Here is a 15850-nt window from a genome sequence, read left to right on the forward strand (position 1 = left end):
TCGAGACCGACGGGACCTTCGAGCAGGACGACCTCGATGAACGCTCCCTACTCGCCGGCCTGCATGGCTGGCCAAAGCGGATGGGGCGCGACTTGGCACCGGGATAACCTCCCGCCACGTCGCAGCCCGTGCCGAAGGCACGGGCTTCTCGGCGTTGCGCCGGACGGCTAGGAGGAGAACGAGGGCGAGTGGGCCGACGTCCGGCTTCCGAGGTGCGGCCGACCGGCCGTGGCCGCACCTTGAAGGCATGGGAATCATCGTCGTCGAGGAAGCACGGAAGCAGCTGGGTGAGGACTTCGGTCCGGGGACGGCGTCCCCTACATCGAAGCGGTGCGCGCCGCGCCCGCTGATCCTGTGGTGCCCGGCGATCCGGGCGACACCACGCTCTGCGGCGAGCCGACCCAGGGCATGGACAAGCTCTCGTACACGCCGAGCGGGCCCGGTGCCCCGTGGTTCCCTCCCAACAATCGGGAGTGGATGTGCGGCGACTGCGACGAGGCACTGTGCTCCGGCTGAGCGTCCCCAGCACGGCACAGGCGAGATGATGGTCCGGTGCACCCAGACGAGGAGCGACCTGTGGTGACCAGGCACCTCGCCCGGCTGCAATTCCAGACCGACGGCTCACTCGTCGAGGGCGAGTGGGCCTTCCCGGACACCGCGCAGGACCAGTACAGGGAGTGGGTTGGGCTCTACGGCACCGGCCCGGCCGTGGTGATCCAGCTCATCGAGGAAACCGACGGCCGCGAGCGCGTGCACAGGAACTGGACCGCCCAAGGCGAGGTCGAGGGCCCGACGGGCTGACGGTCCGGGCGGACCCGCGAGGTGCGGGAGCATGTCCCCCCCCATGCCCAACACCTTGTGGACCCTGCTGGTGGCCGTCGTCGCCGCCGTGGTGACCGCCCTTGCGGTCGGTTTGTTCGTCACTCCGCGTATGGAGGCCCGCAAGAAACGGGTGGGCGAGGTCCATACCGCCCGCGACACTTTCGGCGCGAGCATGCTGCGCGTCATCTCCGCCTGCTCCCTGCTGCAGAGGTTCGGGATACCAGCGGCCGACGATCCCGACTGGACGTCCGTCATGTGCGAACGGCTGACGAACGAGCGCAACCGCTGGTGGCAGCAGCTCGACGAGACCACCATGTGGCTGCTCGACAACGCCGCGACGTACGCCGGCAGCTGGCCCAGCTCCCGCATCATCCGGCTCGCCGTCGACTACGCCGGTCACGCGCGTGCGGTCATGCTGTCCGAACGGGAGGAGGCCACCAAGGTGGAACTGCTGCTCGCGCTGACCGTGCCGGTTCAACGCCAGTTCTTCGGCTTCTGGTGGTCTCGCGTGCGGCACTACGTGGACGATCAGCGGGCGTTCGCCGAGACCGTCGCCCACATCAGCGGCGAGCCCAGCGCTCCGTAGGCCAGACAGACAGCAGCGGGCCCCGGGTGGAGAATCGCCCGGGCCCGGGGAGTTCTTCACGCGGTCGGTGTCGCTCAAGTACCGGGCGAGGACGCGGGAACCGTCGACCCATCCGTTTACGCAAGCGATCAGTAGCTCTCGGGGCCAGTCCGAGACTCCTTGAATGCCTCCGTCAGGTGGGTGGGTCCGTGCGCGTCCGGTCTAGTTCCTCGCGTAACCGGCTCACTTCGGCATTTGCGCGCTGGCGCAGCAATTCCTCGTAGCGGGCCCAGTCGAAGTTGAGTACGGCGCGTCGGTCGTTGAGGTCGCTCTCCTCCTTGAGCAGTGCGACCTTGTCCGCGTCGATCTCCGCGAACTGGGCCCGCAGGTCGTCCAGTTGTTTGCCCAGTTTCGCGCGCTCCCGCTTCAGCGAAGCGATCTTGCGTGTCAGTCGTTCCTTGTCACCCCGTTCCTGTTCGAGGAGAGAGGTGAGACGGCCCAGTTCCTCCTTCACCCGGGCTTGCTCGTCGAGGACTTGACGGAACTCGGTGCGCACCTGGCGTTGGTGTTCCTCAAGGTTGTCGAGGATGTCCCGCAGGTCCGACTTGGCTGACTCCAGTTCCAGCAGCGTCGCGCCGTCCGGCGGAGGAACGTATGCGGTGTCCGTGGGGAGCGAATCGCCCGCCAATGTGTCGTGGCCGGACACGCCCGCGCCGGACTGCTGGGCTCGGTCGCGCAGCAGGAGGAGGCGCGTGCGGCGTTCCTCCCATCGTCGTGGGCGGGGATCGTCGTGGCCAACCGGCTTCCCGTCCTGTGCTTCGTACAGGACCCGGATAAGCGTGTTCAGGTAGTCCCGGCTGGGCAGCCGCTTCCCGCGCAGGGTGTCGGCGATTCCGGAGGGCGACAACTTGATCGGCGAGCGGTTCCCGATCTGGCGGTAGGTGATGTTGCAGGCCAGTTGCAGGTCTTTCAGATCCCGGGCGAAGGCGGTCAGCTCTGCTTGGTACGCCTCTTCCGCCGACTCGGTCGGACCGTAGATCGGAGTGTCCAATAGTTCCCCCTTGTGTGCGTGGCAGTCATGCTAGGGCGCGCGTCCGGACGCTGCGTCGAACATTCGCGTACATGTGAAAACGCGCGGTGTTCGCCGGTAACCCACTGATGTTCTGCGTTGTACGCCGTGCCTTCGAGTTTGTTCGCCAGAATTCCCGTTCCTCGCGCCCCGCTCCGCCGTGCTGCTGCACTGCGGGGCATGGACGAGAACGAGTTCGACGAACGGGGCCCCGTGCGCGGCCGACTGCTGGACCTGGCCGCCCTCTTGGGCCTGACAGCGCTGTCTTTGCTGGTGTACGCGATGGGAGGTGCGACCGCGCTCTCCACCGTGAGCGTCACGGGGATGGGTCTATTCACCACCTGGAGGTTCCGGGAGCAGCCGCCGCGCGGCCGGGAGCGCTGACCTGCACTCAGAGGCGGCTCCCGTGGCCATCGGGAGCCGCCTGCGGTGACCTGGCTGTGCGCGAGGGGCTTCATCGCGTCGATCGCTTCCGGCCGGTGCACCACCTGGGGTGAGATACCGGCTTCCTGCAGTGCCTGCTCCATCAACCGGTCGAAGTTGGTGGTCAGAATGACACGGATGCTGCCTCGCTGGACCAGCTGGGCGATCGCCCGATGCGCTGCGGTCGGTGCCTCGCCTCCGTCGTCATCACCGTCCTCGGGCTCGAAGTACTGGGCGAGCAGGGCTTGGCGTGAAGCTGGCTTCGGCGCCACAGCGCCCAGGAGAGCGGAGTAGCCCAAGGCTTCGTCGCAGTTGGACTCCCACCACTTCTCGGGATCGGCCATGGCCTCAGCGCGGGCGTCGGCATTGCCTGGATCGCGTACGGCAGCCACCTTCCCGACCAGGCCCTCGACAACGCCCCACCCGGTCTTTACGCCCGACGCGATCGAAATGCCAGAACCTAGCAACAGCGCGTACACGCCCGGGCTCGCGTGGACGTTGAGCGCCAGTGCCATCGGCGGCTCGATGAGCTTCCCGGCCGGTACCGCGACCGGGCTGCCCGCACCGCCCGACGTGGCCTCTTCGCTTCCCGCCCCATGTCTCCTACGCCGGCGAAGGCCTAGGTAGACACAGACATCACCGGCTGTTGGTCAGAATCATAGCCCCTTTAATCGTCATACTGACGAATATGGTGGGCTGTGCTGTTTTCCCACGACTACGACCAGCCAGCGCCGGGCCGCCGACCGCCCAAGGAGGCCGGGCGCGCGTCATCGTCGGCTGGGCAAAGCCGGTCAACCCGGCAAGCCGCACGCGCCACGCTGTCACGCGGAGCCGCGAGGGCTGGCTCGGCGAGGTCGAGGGCTTGCAAGCCGGCTTGGCCGGAGCCAGCGACAAGATCGCCCAGATCGACCGCAGATCCCTCGGCGGCGCTACCGTTGTTGACCTTGGTCTTCCTGCAGTCCGAAACGAGGAACGTTGAGCAACGACGCAGACCGCGACCAACCGCTCCGGGACCTCAGCACCTGGACAGTGGACCGCCTCGAAGCCTTCACGATCACACAGGAGGGCCATGAGCTGGAGCGAATCAGAGTCGTCGCCCAATCCCACGCCTACCGATCCGACGAGCCACGGCACGTTCGCCTGCGCTGGGCCAAGCTGTCCTTAAATGCCAATGCACGTCTGCCGGGCGACACCCCATGGAGTCAGGACCGGAAGACCCGCCAGAACTTTGCACTCCGTACCTGGATCATCGATCATCTTGGCCCTGACACCGATTCAGACTGGGATCCCGAAGCCCTCGCCGCCGACACGCTCGCAGCGCTCGCCCTCGATCCTGGCCAGGTCCTAGCGATGTCCGCCAGTTGGCGTGACCTCCCGACTGAGCAGATCGGCGAACTTCGCCGCTACAAGAACAAGACGGCTCACCTGGTCTGGCTCTTGGACTTCCTGCCACCGGGACCTGACAAGGACCGGCTCATCACCTGGACGGAGGTGCGCAAGCACCTGCCCTGAGCCATCGTCCAGACGGTGGGTGCGGCATCCGATCGCGGAGTTCAGAGAACAGATCAGCGTCCGCACCAACCGCTACTCGGTGCCGGTGCGGCTGATCGGCCGGACGGCCCGGGCGATGCTGCACGCGTCCGAGCTGGTGGTCTACGACGGCCAGCTGGAGGTCGCCCGCCATGAACGGCTGATCGCCAAGGGGCAGGCCCGGCTGGATCTTGGACCACCATCTGGAAGCCCTGGTCCGCAAGCCCGGAGCGTTCCCCGGTGCCGCCGCGCTCAGACCCGTTCCGCAGGGAAGTTCACGCCCGTCCACGACGCCCGGTGGGAGGCGGCGAACGCTGCCCACGGCGAGCGGGACGGCCCCCGGGCCCTGATCGAGGTCCTGCTGATGGGCCGCCACGTATCCCACGAACACCTGGTCGCGGGGCATGCCTCCGCGCTCAGGGCCGGCGCCCTGACCGCGGACGCGGTCGCCCTGGAAGCGCGGAGGGCAGCCGAAGCCGACGAGGTCGCGGATCTTGTCCCGGCCAAGCCGGACCGGACGAACGTGACCTCGCTGACCGAACGGCGGCTGGCCCAGCTGCCGCCCGACACCCGGCCGCCGCCCTCGGTCGGCCTGCGACCAGCTGCTGCGAGTACGGCAGCCTGCCGACCGCCCCGCCATGACCCGCCCGAGCACGACCGCTACGGCGGTTGCTCACCGGTGACTTCACGGTGCGCCGGATGAAGCTCCTCGAACCGGAGATCGAAGCGATCGTCAATGACCAGTTGAACGCGATGGAGCTCGCCGGGCGCCCGGCCGACCTGTTCAAGGCATTCGCGCTGCCGATCCCGTCACAAGTGATCGGCGAACTGCTCGGGGTGCCCTACTCCGACAGGCAGGGGTTCCAGCGAAACGCCGCCACGCTCTTGAACATCGACCTCACAGCGGAACACCGGCAAGAGGCGGTCAGGGAGCTCATGGCATACCTACGGGACCTGCTGCGCCACAAGCGTTCCTGGCCAGAGGGAGATGTGCTAGCGGGCTCGCTGCGCACGAGCAACTTACTGCGGACGAGAGAGCCGGACTGGCGCTCCTGCTCCTGATCGCCGGGCATGAGACAACGACGAACATGCTCGCGCTGGGCGCTTTCGCTCTGCTGGCCGACCCCGCACAGTTAGCCGAGGTCCGCGACAAGGAGGAAGACGCCCCTGCGGTGGTCGAGGAGCTGCTGCGTTACCTCACGATCATCCAGCACGTGGTCCGCGTCGCGCTCGTGGACATCGAGCTCCACGGCTGCCTGATCAAGGCTGGCGAGTCCGTCACCGTCGCACTTTCCGCGGCGAACCGGGACGCTGACCATTTCGCCGCCCCGGACGCGCTTGGCCTCACCCGCTCCACGGCCGGACACCTCGCGTTCGGTCACGGCCTCCACCAGTGCCTCGGGCAGCGGCTGGCCCGCGCCGAAATGCGCATCGCCCTCCCCGCACTGTTTCGCCGCTTCCCGGCACTACGTCTCGCTGTCGCGCCCGAGGAAGCGCCACTGCGGTCGGCCATGACGGTCTACGGCGTCCATGAACTTCCGGTCACCTGGTAGGCAGATCAACGTCGAGAAGAACGATGTGTGCTCGGCGACTTGCAGCGCGACGTCTGTGAGTTTGAGCAACGCCCCTTCACTGCCAGCTCCCCACCGCCATCCGGCTCTTCAAGCCCGGGTCTAGATCAACTCACTCAGGCACACGGCATGGATCAGTTGCGGCCTCCGGTGTTGTCACTTCTCATCGAATATTTCCGACCCGAGTGAGCGCTAAGTGCTGCCGGAATGCGCCGGCAAATGTTGTCCGCTCCTACCTGCGAAACCGCTCGCTGGCGGCCCGGCGTCCGTGAACGCGCGTCGCCAGGCTGCCACCCATAGGGGCCTGGTTGTCGACACCCGCGCCCGTTTGGGCTTCACTGCGGCGCCCGGCACCACCGACGACGCGTGCATCCGCCACTTCACTCTCGCCCTGCCTCCGTACTACGCGGCACGGTTGTTCGACGGCCAGGGCGCGGGGGCGAGTGAGCAGCAACTGTGCGACATCGCCGTCGAAGGGCTGGGGGAATTTGTTTCCGCGACGGAGGTCGCCGCGCTCACGGCTTGGAAGTCGAATTCACCGAGGTAGAACACATTCAATTCGACATTTGAGTGTTCCGTCCGGTGGCTGGTTCCTGAATTGAGGGAACCGGCCACCGGTCTTTTTTCCGGCCGAACATGAGGCTCACTGCCAGTGTGTCTCATTGGCTGTGAGTGCTGGCGAGTCAGTACCGATGCTCACGACGCGGCGCCCGGTCAGACGCGCGGGCTTGGGCGCGGCTGCCGTGGTGGTGGGGAGGCGTGCGGCGGCGAGCAGGGCGCGCGGTGCGTCGGGCAGCTCGGTGTCTCCGTGCGGACCGGGTCGGCTCGGTCGCATCCGGTGCCCGGTCGGTCATCCGCCCATCCTGGCTGTCTGTGCTGCCCGGTTCGCACCCCCGCGCCGGGTTCGCCTCCGGCGCTCCTGGCGGCCCGCCGGCAAGCGGGCGGGTGTAGTTCCTCTTCACCGCCCGGCCTGGCGCGGCGGTGGGTCCAAGGAGCGCGTGTGTCGTACTGGCTGAGGTCCGTCTTCGACCGATGGTCGATCACGACACGTACGACGTTCTGGGTCCGTCTGTACGAGTAGGACGCCATCGGTCGGGCGCAGGAGCGTCTGCCCGCTGCGCTGTTCGCCCGTCTGGAGGTGGGGGGGGGTGGACGCCGGTCCGTTGCGTTCATGACTCGACAGACCTCCGCGGGCCAACGCTGTGCTGTTTCTGCGGCGGCCTCTTCTGGTGACCGGGTGAAGGCGGCGCAACGCCTCTCTCATCCACCTGGGGCGTACCGGATGGGCGGCGCGCATTCAAGAGTTCCGGGCGGGTGTTTCCGCAGATCAGAACCATTGAATGAAGATCCCGGTTGGCTCAGAGTCGGCCATGCCTCAGGCCTGCTGGGGATCGCGCTGCTGCCCTACGACCTCCTGCGGGTCCTGTTGATCGACGAGCTCGATAAAAGCCACATCGATCTGCCCAAAGACCTTCTCAGCGGGGTTGCGGGGCTAACCCCCGCGCCAGGCAACCTGAGCCGCCCTGTCCGGGACGACTCCACGCCCCGCAAGGGACAAGGAGGCAGAGCCTCCACCGCCCAACCATCCCAACCATCCGCGCGCCCCGTCCAGGGGCGTGCCCGAATCCCGAGGGGGAATCGTTCGTGTCCAAGCTTGCTCTGCTCGTCGCGCTGCTCCTGGTCGTCGTCGTGGTGCTGCTCGCGGCTGGCGCCGCCTACGTCGTCCACCACCACCCGGCCTGGGCCCAGCCCCTTGGCGTCGCGTTCGGCGCGGTGATGCTGATGGCCACCCTGATCGCCTTGATCCTCGCCCTGTGAACCGGCCGTACCCGTGCGTGGTCGGGGCACCGGGGAGCCCCGACCACTGTGAGTTGGTGGGGTGGCAGTGGGGGGCGTCAGCGGGCTCGTGATGTGGATGTTCTGGTAGGGGGTGTGGGGCGGGGTTGTGGTCGCTGTCATGGGGTGACCGAGCGGCTGTTGGGGTGTGGCTAGTGCTGTGACCGCATAGGTTCGCCGGGTTGGGGGGTGGAGCGGGTGGATGGGCGGTGACGCGTCCGTTCCGATTGTTGGAGGTGTGGTGGCCGAGCCTGTGCGGGGGCGCGGACTGGCCGCTCAGGAGGGGCAGAAGCTGCAGCGGATCGTGCGCCGGGGCAGTACCAGCTCGGTGCGCTATCGCCGGGCGATGATGCTGCTGGCGTCCGCCGGCGGAAACCGAGTTCCGGTGACCGCCCAGCTGGTGCAGGCTGACGAGGACACAGTGAGGGAGGTGATCCACCGGTTCAACGAGATCGGTTTGGCGTGCTTGGACCCTCAAGGGGCGGGAGGCCGTCCCCGCCTGCTCAGCGATGACGACGAGGTCTTCGTCATCCAGCCGGCCATCACTCGCCCTACCAAGCTCGGCCAGCCTTTCACCCGGTGGTCGATCCGCAAACTCGCCGCTCACCTGCGCCGCGTCCACGGACGCGTCATCCGCATCGGCCGTGAAGCCTTACGGTGTCTACTCCTGCGCCGCGGCATCACCTTTCAGCGCACCAAGACCTGGAAGGAGTCCCCCGACCAACCGCGACACCAGGCTCGACCGGATCGAGCAGGTGCTCGAACGCTTCCCGGGCCGGGTCTTCGCCTTCGACGAGTTCGGGCCGCTGGGGATCCGCCCCACGGTGGGCTCCTGTTGGGCTGAGCAGGGCAAGCCCAACAGGGTCCCCGCGGCCTATCACCGCACCCACGGCGTGACCTACTTCCACGGCTGCTACTGCGTGGGCGACGACACCCTGTGGGGCGTCAACCGCCGCCGCAAGGGCACCGCCAACAGCTTGGCCGCACTGCAGTCGCTTCGCGCCGCCCGTCCTGACGGCGCCCCGATCTACATCATCGTGGACAACCTCTCCACCCACACCGGTGCGGACATCCGCCGCTGGGCGAAGAAGAACAAGGCCGAGCTGTGCTTCACCCCGACATACGCCTCCTGGGCCAACCCGATCGAGGCCCACTTCGGCCCACTGCGGCAGTTCACCCTGGCCAACTCCCACCACCGCAGCCACCCCGCACAGACCCGGGCCCTGCACCGCTACCTGCGCTGGCGCAACGTCAACCCCCCCCCGCCACCCCGACGTGCTCGCCGCCCAACGCCGCGAACGCGCCCAGGTACGCAGCGAGAGAGGCATCCGATGGGGAGGCCGCCCGATCACTCAAGCAGCCTGAACCGCACCTCATCCGTCGGGCAGCAACCGCCCTTGGCAGCGACGAACCGCATCATCAACCTCCGAGGTCAACAGTGCCGGCAGCAGTCGACGCAGAGCTTCCGCCTGCTGTTGCAACCGCTTTGCCGTTGTCCGCGCGTTGACGGCTGACGTGGGCACATCCTGAAGCGTCCCGTACTCGAAGGCCACCCAGAGGCAGTCAAGCGACGCTGAGCGCGTAGCGCCGCCGTCCCTCGACACACGAACCCTCGTGGTCACTTCCGGTTCACGCGGTCCCAGGTAAGAGATCGCGATCTGGAGCCCCGAGCGGTGGTGGTAAACCAAGCCGGACTCAAGCACCTCGGGCCCGACGAAACCCCCATCCGAGATCAAGAACGCGAACAGATCGCTACCCTCACGCCGCACTATCTCCCGGCGGGTCAACACGCCTCCCCATCCTGTGAGTGTGTACCTCCAGCTCGTCGCACGGAACAACGCCATACCCAAGACCCCGGCGAACTTTGCGGTCACAGCACCAGCAGGTCGGTTGCTGGCTGTCATGGGTTTCGCTGTCCTGTGTGAGGGTTGGCGGGGTCGGGTGGGCGGTATGACGGCTTCGGGGGGCCGGCGGGTGGGGTCGGGGCGGGATCGGCTGGGGGTGTGCCGTTGGCGCGGGGTGTGGTGGTGCGGCGGCTTGTTGCGGTGGATGGGGAGGGGAGGCTGACTGAGCCTCCGTCAACTTGAAGTCCCAGGTCAAAGAGCTGGTGTGCTCGGCTCTCGTGGTACTCGTGCTGGTCGTGGGCGGGAGTCCGCGGAGAAGATCATCCGTCAGCGGCTGACTTCGCGCCTCGTCGCCGGAGACCTCGTTCCCGATGATGTCGTACGTGTGCGGGACGTGCGCAGCGGTCCCCGTGGAGAAGGTCTCCTCCCGTCAGGGGGACGAGGGGTGGCTGCCGGGTCCGTCGGTGCGGGGGAACAGGGGAGTGGGGGACAGGGCCGTGTCCTCCTCGCCGGGTTCGAGCAAGGTGTTTGCGGCACCGACGATGAGGGCGTCGGGTGTGCCGGCCGCCTCGGCGTCCTTCCTGGCGTAGTCGATGCGCGACAGCAGGCTGCGCATCGTCTCCAGCCGGGCGCGGCGCTTGTCGTTGCTCTTGACCACGGTCCAGGGGGCGTGTTCCGTGTCGGTGGCGCGGAACATGTCGACCTTCGCCTCGGTGTACTCGTCCCAGCGGTCCAGCGAGGCCAGGTCGGTGGGGGAGAGCTTCCACTGACGCACGGGGTCGACCTGCCGGATGGCGAAGCGGGTGCGCTGCTCGGAGCGGGACACCGAGAACCAGAACTTCGCCAGCCGGATGCCGTCGTCCACGAGCATTTTCTCGAAGATGGGGCACTGTTCGAGGAACAGCTCGTACTCGTCCTTCGAGCAGTAGCCCATGACGCGCTCCACGCCGGCCCGGTTGTACCAGGAACGGTCGAAGAAGACGATCTCTCCTTGCGTGGGCAGGTGCGCGATGTAGCGCTGGAAGTACCACTGGCCCGCCTCCCGCTCGGTGGGCTTGTCCAGGGCGACCACCCGAGCGCCGCGAGGATTCAGCCGCTCGGTGAGGCGTTGGATGGTGCCGCCCTTTCCTGCCGCGTCACGCCCTTCGCACACCACGACCAGGCGTGCGCCGGTGTCCTTGACCCACCGCTGGAGTTTGAGGAGCTCGATCTGCAGGACGCGCTTGGTCCGCTCGTACTCCTTGCGGCCGATCTTGCGGTCGTAGGGATAATTCTCCTGCCATGTCTTGATGGGACGCCCGGCTTGGTCGAGCACGACCGGCTGCTCACGCCGGCGGGTGTCCACGGTCAGTCCGTCCAACAGTTTGTCCGACTCATCCTTGTTCATCACACCACTTCCCTTATTATGCTATGTTTTCAGTATTGGTGTGCAGGACCGTGTCGGTCCGGGCTGTCCGTCGTGGCTGTCGTGGTCTGTGTGTGCGGCGGCCGCGGTCAGAACGGCATACGGCCGCGGGCGCGGCGGCCGACCGAGCCGCTGCGGCCCACGGCGCGGGAACCGCTGCGGAAGGGCTTGCCGAAGAGCCGGCCCAGAGGGCCGGGCGCCTTGCCGCCCGCGCGTGCGCCCACGCCGAGCGAACGCTGCGTGCCGCGTTCGGGGTGGCGCGAGAGGCGGGGGACGAGGAAGGCCAGTACCGCCAGGACCACGCACCCGGCTATCACGGCGGCGATCATCATGAGTCGACTCCTTCTACGTGAGGGGATTGCACGGTCGGACACGAGTGCCCCTCCCGTTGCCCTTAATGAGGGCAGGCATCAGTGGACCCCGCTTCCAGCGACGTGCAGCGGCCCCGGAAGAGGCGCCTCGATGGGGGACCGCCGCCCTGGCGGGGCCGGGGCCTGTCCGGTCGGTCATGCGACCGATCTCCTGGTGGGCACAGGCCCACAGGTCAGGATGACGGTGTCGCCACCCGCGCGATCCGGGTGAGGGGCGTGCGCATGGCAGTTCACGGCGACCCGGCGCTGGCCATGAAGCCGTAACACGTGTGCCAGGCGGGAAGTCCCTGGGCGGCCCGCCATTTGCAGCCGGCGTTAGCCACGTAGCGGATCGCGTCCACGATCTCCCGACGGGGGTGCCTCTCCACCTGTACAGGCTCGGGACCGAAAAGCCGCCCGGCGCGCACATTCGGTTCTAGGCTTCCCCGATGAACCAGCCCGTTGAGCCCGACCCCGACGAGGCCCAGACCGTATTGGGCCCGTTCCTGCTCACCTTTCTGGTGGCTCTGCCTCGGATCCCACCCAGGTACCGGACCTGTGGTTCCGCGAGTTTGCCGCATGGCGCGAAGCGGTCGACAGACGCCTCGCCTAGGGTCTGTTGCGAAAGTGGATGTTCGTTGATGATCACGTCCTGTGGGACGTGGGGATCTGACGAACGGCCAGTGGGCCCGGCTGGAGCCTCTGCTGCCGACGGGCATCAAGCCGGGTCGGCCGCAGGTGTGGACGCGGCGGCAGCTGATAGACGGCATACGGTGGCGGACCCGGACCGGTGGCTCCCTGGCGGGACGTGCCCGAACGCTACGGGCCCTGGGACCGGGTCTATGACCTGTTCCGGCGCTGGCAGCGGGACGGCACCTGGGCAAGGATCCTCACCCAGCTCCAGGCCACGGTGGACGCGAAGGGCCTGATCACCTGGGAGGTCAACGTCGACTCCACCGTCTGCCGGGCTCACCAGCACGCCGCGGGAGCGGCGAAAAAGTGCCCCTATGGTCTTCGTCAAGCGGTAGCGGGTGTCGGTGGCTGGTAGAAGGTGCCGTCGCGGAGCATGGCGAAGAGGACGTCGATGCGGCGTCGGGCGAGGCAGATGATCGCGGCGACGTGGTGTTTGCCTTCCCGCCGTTTTCTGTCGTAGTAGGCACGTGAGTCTGGCTGTGACAGCGAGGCGAAGGCGGCGAGGTAGAAGGCTCTCGTGAGTTGTCTGTTACTCGCCGGGATGGCTGTTCGCTTCGGATAGAGGGGCCGGATCTGCGGGTGGCCGGAGCCAGGCCCGCGTAGGCGGCGAGGTGTCCGGCGGTGGCGAAACTGCTGCCATCGCCGACGTCGATGAGGATCCGGGCTGCGGTCCTGACCCCGATGCCGGGCATGGAGGTCAGGACCTGGGCAAGAGGGTGGGCATCCAGCAGTTCCTCGACCCTTGCGGCAAGGAGTTTGCGCTGGTCGAGGACTGAGACGAGCGACCGGGCGAGGCTGGGAACGATCAATGCGGCAGCCTCGGTGCCCGGGACGACGACGGTCTGCTCGTCGAGTATCGAACCGGCACGGAATGGAAGTTCCGGGCTATTGGCCGAGGCTACGCCTCTGGGTTGCGTGGAATCGCGCTGGACCACGGAGTCAACGTGTAATCCTCTCGAGTCCCCGCCGCTGCTGACAAAATTGATCACCCGACCCTTCCGGGGTGAGGCCCGTGGCCTGATCCGTAGTCGGTGACAAGCAATATGCGGATTCGGTGGCAACTATCGCGCCTCGTCATCCTGGAGCCGCAGGTCAGCGGCCGTCGGCGGTGACAACTATCGTGCTTCGGCACACATGTGCGCCTGAGTGTTCGAGCAACTGGGCGTGATAGCCGGCCGGTACGCCCTGCTGGCCGGTTCAGGCGAGTTCCTCCCCGTACCGGGCGAGCAGCGCGCGGAGTGCGTTGGCCCTGGCGTCGTCGCGCCCCTGGAGGCGGTTTTTCTGGTTGCGTTTCCACCGGGCGAGCGTCTTCTCCTGCTCGTTGCCGAGGGTCAGGCTCGGCCGTAGGTGGCCGTGTTCTGTGGCGAAGTCCGTGAGCTGCTGGAACATCGCCTCCCACTGATCGCCTCGCTGGTCCCATGTCCATCCCGCCAGGGTCTCCAGGTCCGCCTTCTGCGACTCCAGGAGCCTGCCACGGTTGGTGCGCCAGGAATTCAGCCAGACTCCGATGGGGTGGCCGTTCCACTCGTCGCGTTGCTTGATGGATGCGACGGGTCGGCCGGTGGTGGTGACGAATTGCTGCATCACCTGAACCTTCGCCGTGTGGCTGTCGCCGAAGGGAGTCCAGGACCAGCCGGGTATCTCCTGCACGGCCTTGAGCTGGTCGTCCGGCAGGTCGCGGCCGTGCGCGACCAGGTCTTCGCGTCGGCTGCGGAGGTTGTTCGCCCACACGGTGGCCTCGCGGCCCGGCATCGCGTTCTCCCGCTCGTCCGGATCCGTGGCCTCGGCACGCTGAAGGTAGGCACGGTATCGGGACCAGAAGCCGGCTTCGTGCGCGGTGCCGCTGGACCAGGTGGGGATGGTGGTCAGCCGCTCGGCCCGATCCGGCCGCAGGCGTCGCTGGCGCTGCATGCTCCTCTGCTTGCGGCTCCATCTGCCCAGACTCCGGCCGTCGACAGCCACATCATCGGTGGGGTAGCAGTGGCCGGCATCGGCGGCATAGGCCACCAGGGCCTCGAACATGGAGTCCCAGGCATCGTTGTGCGCCGTGTACTCGATCTTCAGCGCCTGCTCGCCGATCCGTTCGCGGATCCATTCACGCGCCGTCGCGGCACCTTGCGGAGCGCCAAGGGCCCGGTAGCGCTCGGCTGCAGCGGCATCGACCAGGCCGAGCTGCGCCAGGTGGTCCAGGACGTCGGCTGCGGCCTCCTCGGGCTCGGCGACGAAGCCGACCACGACGTCATAGCTGTCGAGGAGGCTGAGGGGGTCCTCACGGATACGCACCACGGTCCAGCCAGCGGAGCGCAGCCGCTGGGACTTCATGCTGTCCTTGCGCCGTGAGTCGGCGGTCCCGTGGAAATAGGAGCCGTCGAACTCCAGGACGAGACGCAGGCTGTCGGCCTCGACGACCATGTCGACATGCTCGACGCGGGTGGTACGTATGGCGCCACGGCTGGGGTCGATGGGAAGGACCGTGCTGAGTTCCGCCTTCAGGCGCAGCTCCTGCGCGGACGTTTTGACCAGGCGGCAGTCCGGGCAGCCAGTGCCATAGCGCTTGCGGAAGCCTCCCGTGCGGTTGCCCACGACGGCTTCCCACCCGTCGTGATCGTCAGGGAAGTCCGGGCAGCGCCACCAGACCTTCCGGCTGGCTCCTACCGTGAGTTCATCCGCCGTGATTCCCGACTTCTCGGCGTCCAGCGTTGCGGCCAAGTCCGGCTTCACCGTCGACAACCGGTTCTTGTCGGTGATCTGCACGCTGGCCAACGCCCTTTGCCCCTCCGCACGAGCGGTCCCTTTGCGGGCCGCACCACGGCCACCATAGGTGCTGCCCCTGACGAGGGGCGGCGCGATCTTCCTGTCCTCTGCCCGGAGCCGGTCTCAACACCGCGGTGCCTGGTGGCGGCCGGGCCGTACCGCAGGGCGGGCTCGTCCACGAGGCTGGGGCAGGTGCCAAAGCACCTCGTCGGTCTCCCGGTTGTGGTGCCAGGCTTCCAGCGTGCGGGTGGTCACCAGTCGGTCGAGAAGCTCTCCGGTCTGCTGCGGGTTGTGCCCGCACAGGCGGGCGAGGACGTCCATATCGGCGCTGTGTTCGGCATCGACGGACGTGTGTGCGGCCAGCACCAGAGCGGTCAGCCGCAGGGCGGGCGGCGCGGCCGGCAAGGCCAACGGGGCGGGGCGCAGCGCCCAGTGGGTGGCGCGGCAGCGGGCACGGCGACCGGGCCCCTGGTCCAGGACCGCAGCATCGAGCAGCCGCACCTGCACAGGCACCGGCCTGACGGCCGGCGGCTCCAGCCAGCCGGCGTGGGCCAGCTCCTGCCACAGCTCCCGGTGCCCGCCCAGGCGCATGCCGCGCAGCAGACCCGTCGGCAGCCGGACATGCCCGTGGCTGTTGGTGCGCAGGGCGCACTGCAGGCCCAGCAGCCGGGCGGCGGGGGAGGTGAACCGGGGCAGCGCGGCGCCGAGGTAGGTGAGCATCTCCCGCACCCGCAGCCGCTGGTCGGACTCCGCCCAGAGCCCGACCAGCGGCTGCGGCGGCGCGCAGGCAGAGGGAAGCGGCCGGGGAGAGTTGACCAGCGTGTCCGGCACCACGGCGGTATGGCTGGTCGCCGCCGCGCAGGCCGCGCAGGTGTCGGCCAGTCGCCAGGTGCGGCCGCTGCGGTCGCGGGTGAGGGCCAGTAGCACCGGCCCGCCGCACCCCCGGCGACGCGGATGCCACAAACAGCCCTGCACCTGGCACTGGCAG

15 protein-coding genes and 6 pseudogenes are annotated in these 15850 nt (G+C 67.8%); 13 read left to right on the top strand and 8 right to left on the bottom strand.

All coding sequences use genetic code 11. From position 1 onward, the window contains the following. Positions 1-330: 330 nt before the first annotated feature. Genes RM704_RS23160 through RM704_RS23170 form a run of 3 tightly spaced genes read left to right on the top strand, consistent with a single transcriptional unit; the run spans position 331 to position 1408 of the window. On the top strand, positions 331-516 hold the full coding sequence (locus RM704_RS23160) for a hypothetical protein (RefSeq protein ID WP_311591125.1): 186 nt from the start codon (positions 331-333) through the stop codon (positions 514-516). Positions 517-576: 60 nt separating this feature from the next. Continuing rightward, the gene (locus RM704_RS23165) at positions 577-801 is read left to right on the top strand and encodes a hypothetical protein (protein WP_311591126.1); all 225 of its coding nucleotides are present in this window, start codon (positions 577-579) and stop codon (positions 799-801) included. Between the two features lie 31 nt (positions 802-832). Further along, entirely contained in the window at positions 833-1408 is a 576-nt protein-coding gene (locus RM704_RS23170; protein ID WP_311591127.1) for a hypothetical protein, read from the top strand. A 172-nt stretch (positions 1409-1580) separates the two neighbouring features. On the opposite strand, the gene RM704_RS23175 is transcribed toward RM704_RS23170, so the two are convergent. After that, positions 1581-2438, bottom strand: coding sequence for a hypothetical protein (locus RM704_RS23175; RefSeq protein WP_033530277.1), 858 nt, complete (start codon positions 2436-2438; stop codon positions 1581-1583). 198 nt (positions 2439-2636) lie between these two features. Here RM704_RS23175 and RM704_RS23180 point away from each other — a divergent pair, with 198 nt between their 5' ends. From RM704_RS23180 to RM704_RS23215, 8 genes and pseudogenes are all read left to right on the top strand, one after another. Continuing rightward, positions 2637-2840, top strand: a complete 204-nt coding sequence (locus RM704_RS23180; RefSeq protein WP_033530278.1) for a hypothetical protein — start codon at positions 2637-2639, stop codon at positions 2838-2840. 1014 nt (positions 2841-3854) lie between these two features. After that, a complete protein-coding gene (locus RM704_RS23185; protein WP_052146319.1) occupies positions 3855-4391 on the top strand; it encodes a hypothetical protein in 537 nt (178 codons plus the stop codon). 19 nt (positions 4392-4410) lie between these two features. Continuing rightward, on the top strand, positions 4411-5112 hold the full coding sequence (locus RM704_RS23190; RefSeq protein WP_311591130.1) for a Mu transposase domain-containing protein: 702 nt from the start codon (positions 4411-4413) through the stop codon (positions 5110-5112). Further along, positions 5109-5471, top strand: coding sequence for a cytochrome P450 family protein (locus RM704_RS23195; protein WP_157856755.1), 363 nt, complete (start codon positions 5109-5111; stop codon positions 5469-5471). Before RM704_RS23190 ends, RM704_RS23195 begins: the two co-directional genes overlap by 4 nt. A gap of 26 nt (positions 5472-5497) precedes the next feature. Then, on the top strand, positions 5498-5962 hold the full coding sequence (locus RM704_RS23200) for a cytochrome P450 (protein WP_052146321.1): 465 nt from the start codon (positions 5498-5500) through the stop codon (positions 5960-5962). Positions 5963-6229: 267 nt separating this feature from the next. Further along, positions 6230-6550, top strand: a pseudogene (gene tpg / locus RM704_RS23205) (telomere-protecting terminal protein Tpg); the annotation flags it as partial. A 1074-nt stretch (positions 6551-7624) separates the two neighbouring features. Further along, positions 7625-7798, top strand: a complete 174-nt coding sequence (locus RM704_RS23210; protein WP_192829784.1) for a hypothetical protein — start codon at positions 7625-7627, stop codon at positions 7796-7798. Between the two features lie 259 nt (positions 7799-8057). Beyond that, a pseudogene (locus tag RM704_RS23215) lies at positions 8058-9181 on the top strand (IS630 family transposase). Between the two features lie 8 nt (positions 9182-9189). Here RM704_RS23215 and RM704_RS23220 read toward each other — a convergent pair. From RM704_RS23220 to RM704_RS23235, 4 genes and pseudogenes are all read right to left on the bottom strand, one after another. Next, positions 9190-9720 (bottom strand): hypothetical protein, encoded by a 531-nt coding sequence (locus RM704_RS23220; RefSeq protein ID WP_157856757.1) that lies wholly within the window; start codon positions 9718-9720, stop codon positions 9190-9192. Positions 9721-10090: 370 nt separating this feature from the next. Next, complete coding sequence (ppk2, locus tag RM704_RS23225; RefSeq protein ID WP_033530279.1) at positions 10091-11047, bottom strand: polyphosphate kinase 2; 957 nt, start codon at positions 11045-11047, stop codon at positions 10091-10093. A 107-nt stretch (positions 11048-11154) separates the two neighbouring features. Beyond that, a complete protein-coding gene (locus RM704_RS23230; RefSeq protein ID WP_033530280.1) occupies positions 11155-11397 on the bottom strand; it encodes a DUF6411 family protein in 243 nt (80 codons plus the stop codon). A 287-nt stretch (positions 11398-11684) separates the two neighbouring features. Next, a pseudogene (locus RM704_RS23235) lies at positions 11685-11801 on the bottom strand (transposase); the annotation flags it as partial. 268 nt (positions 11802-12069) lie between these two features. Between RM704_RS23235 and RM704_RS23240 the strand changes: the two are divergent. Further along, positions 12070-12415, top strand: a pseudogene (locus tag RM704_RS23240) (IS5 family transposase); the annotation flags it as partial. Positions 12416-12432: 17 nt separating this feature from the next. On the opposite strand, the pseudogene RM704_RS23245 reads toward RM704_RS23240, so the two are convergent. After that, positions 12433-12962, bottom strand: a pseudogene (locus RM704_RS23245) (transposase); the annotation flags it as partial. On the opposite strand from RM704_RS23245, the pseudogene RM704_RS23250 reads away from it, so the two are divergent. Next, a pseudogene (locus RM704_RS23250) lies at positions 12963-13058 on the top strand (TerD family protein); the annotation flags it as partial. It abuts the pseudogene before it with no gap. A gap of 247 nt (positions 13059-13305) precedes the next feature. On the opposite strand, the gene RM704_RS23255 reads toward RM704_RS23250, so the two are convergent. Together RM704_RS23255 and RM704_RS23260 are read right to left on the bottom strand one after the other, a co-directional pair. Beyond that, positions 13306-14862 carry a Helicase associated domain protein gene (locus tag RM704_RS23255; protein WP_157856759.1) on the bottom strand — a complete coding sequence of 519 codons (1557 nt, stop codon included), beginning with the start codon at positions 14860-14862 and terminating at the stop codon, positions 13306-13308. A 123-nt stretch (positions 14863-14985) separates the two neighbouring features. Then, complete coding sequence (locus RM704_RS23260; protein ID WP_311591132.1) at positions 14986-15789, bottom strand: hypothetical protein; 804 nt, start codon at positions 15787-15789, stop codon at positions 14986-14988. Between the last annotated feature and the right edge of the window lie 61 nt (positions 15790-15850).

Source organism: Streptomyces gottesmaniae (assembly GCF_031845845.1).
GTDB lineage: Bacteria > Actinomycetota > Actinomycetes > Streptomycetales > Streptomycetaceae > Streptomyces > Streptomyces akebiae.